Annotated in this window: 11 protein-coding genes; 10 read left to right on the top strand and 1 reads right to left on the bottom strand. The window is 69.1% G+C overall.

The window, feature by feature from the left end:
* Window positions 1-70 precede the first annotated feature (70 nt).
* On the bottom strand, window positions 71-442 hold the full coding sequence (locus ACFY2X_RS30570) for an NADH-quinone oxidoreductase subunit A (RefSeq protein ID WP_389944870.1): 372 nt from the start codon (window positions 440-442) through the stop codon (window positions 71-73).
* Window positions 443-609: 167 nt separating this feature from the next.
* Between ACFY2X_RS30570 and ACFY2X_RS30565 the strand changes: the two genes are divergently transcribed.
* The 10 genes from ACFY2X_RS30565 (at window position 610) to ACFY2X_RS30520 (ending at window position 12085) form a co-directional block, all read left to right on the top strand.
* The gene (locus tag ACFY2X_RS30565; protein ID WP_389944867.1) at window positions 610-2073 is read left to right on the top strand and encodes a polysaccharide deacetylase family protein; all 1464 of its coding nucleotides are present in this window, start codon (window positions 610-612) and stop codon (window positions 2071-2073) included.
* 102 nt (window positions 2074-2175) lie between these two features.
* Window positions 2176-2265 carry a putative leader peptide gene (locus ACFY2X_RS30560; protein WP_389944864.1) on the top strand — a complete coding sequence of 30 codons (90 nt, stop codon included), beginning with the start codon at window positions 2176-2178 and terminating at the stop codon, window positions 2263-2265.
* 201 nt (window positions 2266-2466) lie between these two features.
* Entirely contained in the window at window positions 2467-4320 is a 1854-nt protein-coding gene (locus tag ACFY2X_RS30555) for a 2-oxoacid:acceptor oxidoreductase subunit alpha (protein WP_389944861.1), read from the top strand.
* Complete coding sequence (locus tag ACFY2X_RS30550; RefSeq protein WP_389944858.1) at window positions 4313-5359, top strand: 2-oxoacid:ferredoxin oxidoreductase subunit beta; 1047 nt, start codon at window positions 4313-4315, stop codon at window positions 5357-5359. Before ACFY2X_RS30555 ends, ACFY2X_RS30550 begins: the two co-directional genes overlap by 8 nt.
* A 208-nt stretch (window positions 5360-5567) precedes the next feature.
* Window positions 5568-6524: an NAD-dependent epimerase/dehydratase family protein gene (locus ACFY2X_RS30545; RefSeq protein ID WP_389944856.1), complete on the top strand. Its 957-nt coding sequence runs from the start codon at window positions 5568-5570 to the stop codon at window positions 6522-6524.
* Window positions 6525-6669: 145 nt separating this feature from the next.
* On the top strand, window positions 6670-7347 hold the full coding sequence (locus ACFY2X_RS30540) for a polysaccharide deacetylase family protein (protein WP_389944853.1): 678 nt from the start codon (window positions 6670-6672) through the stop codon (window positions 7345-7347).
* A gap of 67 nt (window positions 7348-7414) precedes the next feature.
* Window positions 7415-8338 carry a glycosyltransferase family 2 protein gene (locus ACFY2X_RS30535; protein WP_389944851.1) on the top strand — a complete coding sequence of 308 codons (924 nt, stop codon included), beginning with the start codon at window positions 7415-7417 and terminating at the stop codon, window positions 8336-8338.
* Between the two features lie 23 nt (window positions 8339-8361).
* A complete protein-coding gene (locus tag ACFY2X_RS30530; RefSeq protein ID WP_389944848.1) occupies window positions 8362-9477 on the top strand; it encodes a GNAT family N-acetyltransferase in 1116 nt (371 codons plus the stop codon).
* A gap of 123 nt (window positions 9478-9600) precedes the next feature.
* Window positions 9601-10917 carry a nucleotide sugar dehydrogenase gene (locus ACFY2X_RS30525; RefSeq protein ID WP_389944845.1) on the top strand — a complete coding sequence of 439 codons (1317 nt, stop codon included), beginning with the start codon at window positions 9601-9603 and terminating at the stop codon, window positions 10915-10917.
* Complete coding sequence (locus ACFY2X_RS30520) at window positions 10907-12085, top strand: glycosyltransferase family 4 protein (RefSeq protein ID WP_389944842.1); 1179 nt, start codon at window positions 10907-10909, stop codon at window positions 12083-12085. Before ACFY2X_RS30525 ends, ACFY2X_RS30520 begins: the two co-directional genes overlap by 11 nt.
* Window positions 12086-12095 lie beyond the last annotated feature (10 nt).

The raw sequence follows: 12095 nt of genomic DNA, 5'->3' as shown, positions 1-12095 counted from the left end.
CGGGAGATCAGCCATGACACGCATTCTCCCTTCAATGTCGATGGCCGCGCTCGCCGGGCCACCCGGGCCGTCAGGCCCAGGTGAGCACGCGCTTGCGCCAGGCGTACAGGATCCCGAGAGCGATGAAGCCCAGGAAGACGAACATCTCCACAAGGGTGGTCATCCCGAAGCCGGGAGCGGCGAAGATCGTCGCCCAGGGGAAGAGGAAGACCGCGTCCACGGCGAAGACCACGTAGAGATAGGTGAAGACGTAGTAGCGGATCTGGGACTGGGCCCAGCCCTCACCGACCGGGTCGACGCCGCACTCGTAGGTCAGCAGCTTCTCGGGAGTCGGGCGGGTGGGCCGGAGCATCCGGTTGACGAGCAGCGCCCCGGTGACGATCAGCATCCCGATCGCGAACAGCGCGAGGACCACCGCGTATGAGCCGAAGTAGCCGCCCATGGATCCCCTCCCGAAAGCCTCACCGCACGGAGCCCTCTGGCATCAGCTATAGCAGCATCGACCGTCCCCGTCACCCAGCGGTGGTCAAACCTTGTATAGCCAAAAGCTGCGCACCATTAACCCCAAAAAAAGGCAAATCAGCACATTACGCGCTTATTCTGACATTCATGCCCAAATCGTGGTTCGCCGGAGGGGTCGCGCTGATCGCCGCAAGCGCAGTCAGCTGCGGGGTGACCGCCTCCCCCGTCGCGGATGCTCTCGTCCCCTCGGAGCCCACGATGATCAACTACGTTGATCCCTCATGGGTCCACGGGCTGAGCACCCAGACCCTGAGCGAGGGCGACTCCGGCGACCGGCACGTGCACGTCGTCTACCCCTCGGTCGACGACGCCCCCCTTCTCACCGAGAAGCTCCGCCGGACGGTGACCGAACGGCTCGACCGGTTCATCAGGGACACCTCCATGAACAGCGCCGTGCGCCATCCGGAGTTCAACGTGGACTGGCAGCTCGCCGCCGCGTCGGACCAGGTGCTCGGGGTACGGCTGCGCATCGGCGAGTCCATCGGGTCCGGCTGGTCCGACTCGTTCACCACCATCTGGTACGACCGGATGGAGAAACGCTCCCTGGACGCCACCGACCTGCTCAGGGACGGCTCCTCACTGGCCACGCTGGCCCAGATCGTCAAGGAGGCGCTCGTCGCCCGGGGGCCGGAGGTGGATCCGTACGCGATCAAGCCGGACGCGAGGCACTTCGACTCCCTCGTCTTCAACCCGCACGGCGACCTCGTCGTGGAATTCGACGACTACCAGGTGGCGACGAAGTCCCTCGGCCGGGTGGCGGTGGCGGTGCCGGCCTCCGATGTGGAGCCGCTTCTGTCGGCCACCGGGCTGCGCGCGCAGCGGGCGGCCATGCGGAAGACGGACGCGCCGGCCTCGATGACGTCGGGCGAGTCGATGGCGGCGGCGACCACGGACAGGCCCCCGGCACGGAGTTCCAAGGCCGGCAGCGTGGACTGCGCGAAGGCCAAGTGCGTCGCGCTGACCTACGACGACGGTCCCGGCCCGGACACCAGGCGACTGCTGGACATCCTCGCCACGCAGCGCGCCCGGGCGACGTTCTTCACCGTCGGCTCCAACGCCTCCGCCCACCCCGAACTGCTGCGGCGCATGCGGCAGGAGGGGCATCTGGTGGCCAACCACACGTGGTCCCACCGCGATCTGACCGCCCTGCCCGGCAGCAGGGTCGCCGACCAGCTCACCCGCGCCCAGCGCACGATCATCCAGGCGATCGGGCAGGTCCCGGCCCTGATGCGCCCGCCGTACGGCGCGAGCAACGCCCAGGTCTCCTCCGTCGCGGGCAAACTGGGCCTGTCGGTGGTCCGGTGGAGCGTGGACACCGAGGACCGGCTCGACCCCAACCCCCGGGCCGTCGCCGACCGGGCCGTCTCCAGGGCCGAGCCCGGAGCGATCATCCTCATGCACGACGTCCACGGCCCGACCGTCGACGCGGCCCCCGAGATCCTGCGGCGCCTGAAGAAGCAGGGCTACACCTTCGTCACCGTCCCCGAGCTGTACGGCTCGAACGGGATGCAGCCCGGCAGGACCTATGATTCGGCTGACTCGAGCGGGTAGGCACGCGCGCCGGAGCCGGGGTAAACGCCATAACCAGGGGCTATGAGCACATAGCCGGAGGCGATGAGGCCGGTTTCGATGCGGGACATATAGTTAGGCATCGTGACCCTAACCGTCCTCTTCGGCCGCCTGCACGTGGATCTGTGCCGTCTTGCCGCCGGGCTGTGTCGGGCCAACTGTTCGCGATCGTGACTCCACGTCGGCCGTTCACGGCCGCTCCGCGCAACACCCACGCCCCCGCCGACTCTGCGGCCCGCCGAGGATCTGCGACGTAAGTCACTCCTCCGCCGAGTGGGCAACGCGAAAGACAACGCGTGACCCTGAGGGATCTAGCATGGAAATAAGAACGTGCCACCATCAACGGCGCCCAGTCGCGTCGAGGAGGACTGAGCTGTGACCAAACAGGTTCAGCAACTCGACCGCGTGATCATCCGGTTCGCCGGAGACTCCGGTGACGGCATGCAGCTGACCGGCGACCGCTTCACGTCGGAAACGGCGGAGTTCGGCAACGACCTGTCAACGCTTCCCAACTTCCCGGCCGAGATCCGCGCCCCTGCCGGGACCCTGCCCGGCGTGTCGAGCTTCCAGCTTCACTTCGCCGACCACGACATCCTCACCCCGGGCGACGCGCCCAACGTCCTGGTCGCGATGAACCCCGCCGCGCTGAAGGCCAACCTCGGCGACCTGCCGCGCGGGGCCGACATCATCGCCAACACCGACGAGTTCACCAAGCGCAACCTGCAGAAGGTGGGCTACGAGAGCAACCCTCTCGAAGACGACTCGCTCGCCGAGTGGCGGGTTCACCCGGTGCCGCTGACCGCGCTGACGGTCAAGGCGCTGGAGGGCTTCGACCTGTCCAAGAAGGACGCCGAGCGCTCCAAGAACATGTTCGCCCTCGGGCTGCTGAGCTGGCTCTACCACCGGCCGACCGAGGCGACGATCAAGTTCCTGGAGGGCAAGTTCGCCAAGAAGCCCGACATCGCCAAGGCCAACATCGCGGCCTTCCAGGCGGGCTGGAACTACGGCGAGACCACCGAGTCCTTCTCGGTCTCCTACGAGATCAAGCCGGCTCCGCTGCCCCCGGGCGTCTACCGCAACATCTCCGGCAACCAGGCGCTCGCCTACGGCCTGATCGCCGCCTCCGTGCAGGCGAAGCTGCCGCTGTTCCTCGGGTCCTACCCGATCACCCCGGCCAGCGACATCCTGCACGAGCTGTCCAAGCACAAGCGGTTCGGCATCCGCACCTTCCAGGCGGAGGACGAGATCGCGGGCGTCGGCGCGGCGCTCGGGGCCGCCTTCGGCGGGGCGCTGGGCGTCACCACCACCTCCGGGCCCGGCGTGGCGCTTAAGGCCGAGACCGTCGGCCTGGCGGTGACCACCGAGCTGCCGCTGATCATCGTGGACGTGCAGCGTGCGGGACCGAGCACCGGCATGCCCACCAAGACCGAGCAGACCGACCTCCTCATGGCCATGTACGGCCGTAACGGCGAGTCGCCGCTGCCGATCGTGGCGCCGTCCACCCCGTCCGACTGCTTCGACACGGCCATCGAGGCGGCCCGCCTCGCGGTGAAGTACCGCACGCCCGTCATGCTGCTGTCCGACGGTTACCTGGCCAATGGCTCCGAGCCGTGGAAGGTGCCCGGCAAGGCGGAGCTGCCGGACATCTCCACCGAGTTCGCCACCGAGCCGAACGGCGAGGACGGTGCGACCTTCCTGCCGTTCAAGCGCGACACCGAGACCCTCGCCCGGCCTTGGGCCATCCCGGGCACCGCCGGCCTGGAGCACAGGATCGGCGGCATCGAGAAGGCCGACGGCACCGGCAACATCTCCTACGACCCCGACAACCACGACCGGATGGTCCGGCTCCGCCAGGCCAAGATCGACGGCATCGCCCAGGACATCCCGCCGCTGGCGGTGGACGACCCCGACGGCGACGCCCGCGTGCTCGTCATCGGCTGGGGCTCCACCTACGGCCCGATCGCGGCGGCCGTACGGCGGATCAGGAAGTCCGGCGGCAAGGTCGCCCAGGCCCACCTGCGGCACCTCAACCCGCTTCCCGCCAACACCGGCGAGGTCCTCCGGTCCTACGACAAGGTGCTGCTCCCCGAGATCAACCTCGGCCAGCTCGCGCTGCTGCTGCGCGCCCGCTTCCTGGTCGACATCATCAGCTACAACCGTGTGCGCGGGCTTCCGTTCAAGGCCGAAGAACTGGCCGGCGTGATCCAGGACGTGATCGACAGTGACTGAACTCAGCAACGGCAGGGGGCTTTCCCTGGTCCCCAAGTCCGACACCAAGCTGGGCATGAAGGACTTCAAGTCCGACCAGGAGGTCCGCTGGTGCCCGGGTTGCGGTGACTACGCGATCCTGGCCGCGGTCCAGTCCTTCGTCCCCGAGCTCGGCCTCAAGCGCGAGAACATGGTGTTCGTCTCGGGCATCGGCTGCTCGTCCCGGTTCCCGTACTACATGAACACCTACGGGTTCCACTCGATCCACGGCCGCGCCCCGGCGATCGCGACAGGACTGGCCGCCTCGCGCCCCGACCTGTCGGTCTGGGTCATCACCGGTGACGGCGACGCGCTGTCCATCGGCGGCAACCACCTGATCCACGCGCTGCGCCGCAACGTCAACCTGAACATCCTGCTGTTCAACAACAGGATCTACGGTCTGACCAAGGGCCAGTACTCCCCCACGTCCGAGGTCGGCAAGATCACGAAGTCCACCCCGATGGGCTCGCTGGACAAGCCGTTCAACCCGGTCTCGCTGGCGCTCGGCGCCGAGGCCTCGTTCGTGGCCCGGACCATCGACTCCGACCGCAAGCACCTGCAGTCGGTGCTGCGCCAGGCCGCCGAGCACCGGGGCACCTCACTGGTCGAGATCTACCAGAACTGCAACATCTTCAACGACGGCGCCTTCGACCAGCTGAAAGACCCGGAGCAGCGTGACGACATCACGCTGCGTCTGGAGCACGGCCAGCCGATCGTCTCCGCCTCCAAGGCCGTACGGCGGGCGGCCGACGGCGGCATCGAGGTCGTCCCGCGGTCCGAGGTGAGCGAGGACGAGATCCTCCTCCACGACGCCCACCGCGCCGACCCGTCGCTGGCCTTCGCGCTGTCCCGGCTGGACGAGCCCGCCTTCGAGCACGTCCCGATCGGAGTCTTCCGCAACGTGGACCGCCCGTCCTACGACGAGCTGATGACCGCGCAGCTGGAGGAGGCCGCCGAGCAGCGCGGTCCGGGTGACCTGGACGACCTGCTGCTCTCCGGAGACACCTGGCGCATCGGCTGACGAGGCAGGACGCCGACGACGGGGCCGCTCACCCGAGCGGCCCCGTTGATTTTTTCCCCGAAACCGGCGCGCGTCGCCTCGTCTCGTCGGGCAAGGTGGAGATGCGCGGGGCGACCGGCTCCTCTGACCCGGCCACGCCCCCGAAGATCGAGATCATGAGCACGGCCTGAAGCGTCCCCCAAACTCGTCCCCCACGAGGAGAACGCCCATGCTCACCGTCCCGGCAGCTGGAGATCCACGCGCGTCGGAACAGGAAGATCCCCACTGGCACGGCTCACGCGTGCTGGTCACAGGGGCCACCGGATTCATCGGAGCCCACCTGGTGCGGCGCCTGAACTCACTCGGCGCCCAGGTGCACGCGGTCAGCCGCAAACCCCGGGAGAAGATCGACGGAGGTGAGAGCTGGCACGTCGCCGACGTCGGCGACGCGGGCGCGGTCGAGGACCTCGTCCGTTCCGTCCGCCCCGCCGTCGTGTTCCACCTCGCCAGCGAGGTCGCCGGCGCCAGGGACCCGCGACTCGTCCGGCCGATGCTGGACAGCAACCTCGCCAGCGTGGTCAATCTGCTGACGGCGGCCGCCGAGAGCCCGGGCACCCGGCTGGTGCTCGCGGGCTCGATAGAAGAACCTCGGCCGTATGAGGGTGAGTTGACGCCGTCCTCGCCCTACGCGGTCGCCAAGTGGGCCGCCAGCGGCTACGCGCGGATGTTCCACCACCTGTGGAACGTCCCCGTGACCACCCTGCGCGTCGGGATGGTCTACGGACCGGGCCAGCACGACACCAGGAAGCTGGTGCCCTACGTGACGCTCTCGCTGCTCCGCGGTGAGGAGCCCAGCCTCAGCAGCGGCACCCGCCTGCTGGACTGGATCTACGTCGACGACGTGGTCGACGCCTTCCTCGCCGCGGGCACGACCCCGGAGGCGGCCGGCCAGAGCTTCGACATCGGCACGGGCACGCGGACGTCCATCCGGGAGACCGTGGAACTGCTGAGCCGGATCACCGGCAGCTCACTGCGCCCCCGGTACGGCGCGCTCCCCGACCGTCCGCTGGACAGCGCCCGGATCGCCGACATCGCTCCCGCGGCCAAGCTGCTCCGGTGGCGCCCCACCGTCGGGTTGGAGGAGGGCCTCCGGCTGACCGTCGCCTGGTACGCGGACCGTCTCTGAAGCCGTCCCGGAGGGGCGTCTCCGGGGTCGCCTCCGGAGACGCCCTCCCGGGGTCGCCTGTAACGAAGAGCGACCGAACTCGATATCCACGCAGAGCCGGACATCGCGCACGGCGCCACTCCAGGGTCGGGGTGCTGGAGCAGAAATGAGGACGCTGGTGAATGCGGTCGTCAACCTCACGGTGCACGGCATCGGCCCGGCCGTCCGCCCGCTCGACCCCGGCGAGGACACGACCTGGGTCAGCGTCGAGCAGTTCGAGCAGGTGCTCGACGCGACGGTAGGCCGCCAGGACGTCCGCATCACCTTCGACGACGGCAACGCATCCGATGTGGAGATCGCCCTTCCGCGGCTGCTTGAGCGCGGCCTCACCGCGGAGTTCTTCGTGCTGGCCGGGCTTCTCGGCGAGCCGGGCAGGCTGGACGCCGACGGTGTGCGCGAGCTGGTGGCGGCGGGCATGCGGATCGGCTCGCACGGATGGGCGCATCGCGACTGGCGGCGGCTGGACGCCGAGCAGGCGAACCAGGAGATCACCGACGCCAACCGGCTCCTGTCCGAGCTCAGCGGGCAGCCGGTGTCGAGGGTCGCCGTCCCGTTCGGCTCCTACGACAGGCACGTGCTCGGCAGGCTGAGGCAGGCGAAGATGACACGCGTGTACACCAGCGACGGCGGGCCCGCCAGGCCCGGCTCCTGGCTCCAGCCGCGCAACAGCCTGCGCCATGACATCGACGCCACCTGGGCCCCGCGTGTCATGGACGGAACCCCCTCCCTGCCGCTTCGCCTCCGCCGGGCCGCCGCGCGAGCGTTCAAGCGCGCCCGTGGCTGAGTCCCGGAATCCTCACGGCGCTTTGGAACGTGGTAACGGCGCCCCCGACCCCGACGATGGCCCATATATGACTCCTGGTACCCCCCGGATCGCCATAGTGATCGTCACCTACAACAGCGCGGAAGTGCTCGAAGGTTGCCTGCGCTCTCTCGGCGACGGATCACGGGGCGTACACCTCGCCCACGTCGTCGTGGCAGACAACGCCTCGAAGGACGATTCGCTGAAAATCACCGGGGAAGTGACCGACCTTCCGCTTCAGACCGTCCAGGTCGGCCGGAACGCCGGCTACGCCGCGGCGGTCAACGCGGGTGTCAACGCGCTGGACATCCAGGATCTCGACGCCGTGTTCGTGATCAACCCCGACTGCAGGCTGCGTCCGGGCGCGCTCGCCCCGCTCGCCGCCGCGCTGCGAGAGCCCGGGCGCGGCATCGCCGTACCGCTTCTGATCAATCCGGACGGCAGCCTGCAGCCGTCGCTGCGCAGGATGCCGACCGTGCGCAGGGCGCTGGCCGAGGCGCTGATCGGCGGAGATCTCGCGGGCCGGATCGGCACCCTCGGCGAGCTGGTGACCGATCCGCGGGAGTACGAACGGCCCGGCGCCGCCGTGTGGGCGACCGGTGCGGCGATGCTCATCTCCACGGACGTCATCAGGGAGATCGGCCCATGGGACGAGTCCTTCCTGCTGTACAGCGAGGAGACCGAGTTCGCGCTGCGCGCCGCGGACCGAGGCTGGACGCTCTGGTACGAACCGGCTTCGGTGGTCGAGCACATCGGCGGCGACTCGGGCGTCAACCCCACCCTCGCCGCGCTGCTCATCGTCAACAAGGTGCGGCTGTTCCGCCGGCGCCGGAGCACGATGGCCTCGTTCGCCTACTACCTGACGGTCGTCTTCGGTGAGGCGGTGCGCGCGCTCGCGGGGCGCCGCACCTCAAAGGCGTCGGTCGTGGCGCTGCTGCGGCCGTCCCGCCGGATCCAGAAGCTCGCGGACTGATCCGGCCACCAAGGGAGGCGACGATGAGCATGTCCGCGAGCCAGGCGCCCAGCGGGCGAAGCGCACCCGGGCCCGCCCGGCCCGTGACGGTGCGGACGGTCGGCTTCGACGAGCTCACCACGGAGGAACTGGACGCCTGGCACCTGCTGCGGGCGGCCAACCCCCTGCTGGACAGCCCCTACTTCCACCCCGGCTTCGCCGCGGCCGTGCACGCCAGTGGCCGCGCGGTGCGGACGGCCGTGGGCAGGGACCGGTCGGGCGAGATCTGCGCCCTGCTGCCCCACCATCGCGAGCGATCGCTGATCATGCCCGCGGGCTGGCCGGCCGCCGATTTCCAGGGCCCCGTGCTCGCCTCCGGCTCCTCCTTCCCCCCGCTGGCCCTGCTCACCGGCGGAGCCCGCGGCTTCGAGTTCGACCATCTGGTCGAAAGCTGCGCGGATTTCGGGCCGTGGGTGGAGTCCCGGCGTCCGTCCCCGTTCGTCGACACCACAGGGGGTCTGGAGGGATACCTCGGCCGCGCGTCGCGCAGCGGTAAGGACAACATGGGGCAGGCCCGCCGCCGCGCCGCGAAGGCCGAGCGGACCTACGGCGCGGTGCGGTTCGTCGCCGACGCGGCCGACCCGGAGATCCTGGACCGGGTGGTGGAGCTCAAGCGCGCGCAGTACGCCGCCACCGGCGCCAAAGACTATTTCGCCGAGCCGGATCGCCATGATCTGCTGACCCGGCTGCTGCGCACTCGCGACTCCTCGTTCGGGGGCGTGCTGTCCACCCTGCACGCCGGCCCCCATCTGATCGCGGCGCACTTCGGAATGCGTTCGGGAAACGTGCTGCACTGGTGGTTTCCGGTCTACGACCCGGCTTTCGCCGGCCTGGCGCCCGGGTGGATGCTGCTGCGCGAGCTCGTCATCGCCGCTCCCGCCCTCGGCATCGCGCGCATCGACCTCGGCCGGGGCGACGACGAGTACAAACGTCGCGCCAAGACCGGCGAGACGCTGGTGTGCCAGGGGATCGTGACCAGGAGTTCGGCCCGGCGGGCGCTGCGGCGGGCCCGCGACTCTCTGGTGACCACGGCGAAGTCGTCCGCGCTCGGCCCCGGCCTGCAAAAACTCGTGCGGAAATTTCGCGCTTTCAAGGGATAACAGCATCCAGGCTTCCCGGCGAGAACCATCAGAAATCCAACTGAAGAGCAATCCGGACGAGGCTTGAAAAACGCCTCCCTCCTGCAGCGAACCGGCAAGTGACACCGATGGAGGCAGTACCCAATGAAAATCAGCGTGTTCGGGCTCGGCTATGTCGGTTGCGTCTCCGCGGCCTGTCTCGCCGCCGGCGGACACGAAGTGATCGGTGTCGACGTCAATCCCCTGAAGGTCGAGCTCATCTCCCGCGGCCAGGCGCCGGTCGTCGAGGAGCGGATCGGCGAGCTGACCTCCGAGGTCGTGCGGACCGGCGCGTTGCGGGCCACCACCGACGTCGCCGAGGCGATCGGCGCGACGGAGATCTCGCTGATCTGCGTGGGCACGCCGTCCGCCCCGAACGGCAGCCTTTCCACCACCTACCTGGAGCGGGTGGCCGAGCAGATCGGCTCGGCACTGGCCGGCAAGCCCGATCGGCACACGATCGTCTTCCGCAGCACCATGCTGCCCGGCACCTGCGCCGACCTGCTCATCCCGATCCTGGAACGGGCATCCGGCCTGGAGGCCGGAACCGGCTTCGGCGTGGCGGTCAACCCGGAGTTCCTCCGCGAGGGAACGAGCGTGCGTGACTTCTTCGAGCCGCCCAAGACCGTCATCGGCGAGTTCGACCGCGCGAGCGGTGACGCGGTCGCGGCGCTCTACGAGGGTCTCCCGGGGGAGATCTTCCGGGTGCCCATGGCGGTGGCCGAGATGACCAAATACGCCGACAACGCCTTCCACGGCTTGAAGATCAGCTTCGCCAACGAGATCGGCGCGATCTGCCAGGCGCTCGGGCTGGACTCGCACCAGGTCATGGACGTCTTCCTCGCCGACCGCAAGCTCAACATCAGCCCCGCCTACCTGCGACCGGGTTTCGCCTTCGGCGGCTCGTGCCTGCCCAAGGACCTCAGGGGCCTGGTCTACGCGGCCCGGCGGGCCGACGTCTCGGTGCCGCTGCTGTCGCACGTCCTGCCGTCCAACGAAGACCATCTGCGCCGCGCCTTCGAGCTGGTGGCCGGGGCCGGCAGCCGCCGCGTCGGGCTGTTCGGGCTGTCGTTCAAGCCCGGCACCGACGACCTGCGGGAGAGCCCGCTGGTCGAGCTGGCCGAACGCCTCCTCGGCAAGGGCTACGACCTGCGCATCTACGACGCCAACGTCTCACTTTCCCGCCTGATGGGGGCCAACCGCGACTACATCGAGAGCAGGCTGCCGCACCTGGGCGACCTGCTGACCAATTCCGCCGACGATGTGCTCTCGCACGCCGACGTCTGCGTCATAGGTTGCAAGGACCCCGCCGTACTGAGCGCGCTCGACCGCGCGGGGAGCCGCACGATCATCGATCTCGTCCGCCTTCCCGACGCCGAGGTGCGCCGGGCACATCCTGGATACGTGGGCCTTGGCTGGTAAAGCACTCATCCTCGTCGAGAACCTCTCCGTACCGTTCGACCGGCGGGTGTGGCAGGAGAGCACCACGCTGCGCGACGCCGGTTGGGACGTGCACGTCATCTGTCCCCGTGGCACCAAGCGGGACACCGAGCCGTACGTCGAGATAGACGGAGTGAAGATCCACCGCTACCCGCTACGGGCGGCGACCGGCGGCCCGCTCGGCTACCTGCAGGAGTACGGCACGGCGCTGTGGCACACCTTCCGGCTGGCGCGACGGATCGGACCGGTGGACGTGGTGCACGCCTGCAACCCACCGGACCTGCTGTTCCTCGTGGCGAGGATGCTCAAGCGGCGCGGCGCGCGGTTCGTGTTCGACCAGCACGACCTGGTCCCCGAGCTCTACCTGTCGCGCTTCGACCGCGGCGAGGACTTCCTCTACCGCGCCGTGTGCCGGCTCGAGCAGCTCACCTACCGGGCGGCCGACGTGGTCATCGCGACCAACGAGAGCTACCGCGAGGTCGCGATCGCCAGGGGCGGCAAGAAACCCGAAGACGTGTTCGTGGTGCGCAGCGCACCCGTGGTCGAGCGGTTCCACCAGGTTCCCGTCGAGGAGCCGCTCAAGCGCGGGAAGGCGCACCTGCTGTGCTATCTGGGCGTGATGGGCCCGCAGGACGGCGTGGACTACGCGCTGCGGTCGCTGGCCAGACTCCGCGACGACCTGGGCCGTACGGACTGGCACGCGGTGTTCCTCGGCTCCGGAGACACCTTCGAGGACATGGTCGCCCTCTCCCGCAAGCTGGGCCTCTCCGAGTGCGTCGAGTTCACCGGCCGCGTCCCCGACGAAGACCTGCTGCGCTACCTGTCCGCGGCCGATGTCTGCCTGTCGCCGGACCCGCTCAACCCTCTCAACGACGTGTCCACCATGAACAAGATCATGGAGTACATGGCAATGGCCCGCCCGATCGTCTCCTTCGACCTGCGCGAGGCGAAGGTCTCGGCCGGGGATGCCGCCGTCTACGCCCCCGCCAACGACGAGCCGGAGTTCGCCAAGCTGATCGCCCGCCTGCTCGACGATCCGGAGGAGCGCCGCCGGATGGGCGAAATCGGCAAGGCCCGCGTCAGCGGCCCGTTGTCCTGGGAGCACTCCAGGAGCGCGCTCCTGGCCGCCTACGAGGCCGCCTGTTCCTGATCCAGGCTTA

It is taken from the genome of Streptosporangium sp. NPDC000396 (assembly GCF_042898655.1).
GTDB lineage: Bacteria > Actinomycetota > Actinomycetes > Streptosporangiales > Streptosporangiaceae > Streptosporangium.
The sequence above is the reverse complement of the archived record's forward strand: the minus strand, read 5'-3'. Positions and strand labels throughout refer to the sequence as shown.

What these genes read in the sequence shown, in the direction of transcription:
- ACFY2X_RS30565 (WP_389944867.1), top strand. Translation starts at nt 610, where the DNA reads ATGCCCAAATCGTGGTTCGCCGGAGGGGTCGCGCTGATCGCCGCAAGC.
- ACFY2X_RS30530 (WP_389944848.1), top strand. Translation starts at nt 8,362, where the DNA reads ATGAGCATGTCCGCGAGCCAGGCGCCCAGCGGGCGAAGCGCACCCGGG.
- ACFY2X_RS30545 (WP_389944856.1), top strand. Translation starts at nt 5,568, where the DNA reads ATGCTCACCGTCCCGGCAGCTGGAGATCCACGCGCGTCGGAACAGGAA.
- ACFY2X_RS30570 (WP_389944870.1), bottom strand. Translation starts at nt 442, where the DNA reads ATGGGCGGCTACTTCGGCTCATACGCGGTGGTCCTCGCGCTGTTCGCG.
- ACFY2X_RS30540 (WP_389944853.1), top strand. Translation starts at nt 6,670, where the DNA reads ATGAGGACGCTGGTGAATGCGGTCGTCAACCTCACGGTGCACGGCATC.
- ACFY2X_RS30535 (WP_389944851.1), top strand. Translation starts at nt 7,415, where the DNA reads ATGACTCCTGGTACCCCCCGGATCGCCATAGTGATCGTCACCTACAAC.
- ACFY2X_RS30525 (WP_389944845.1), top strand. Translation starts at nt 9,601, where the DNA reads ATGAAAATCAGCGTGTTCGGGCTCGGCTATGTCGGTTGCGTCTCCGCG.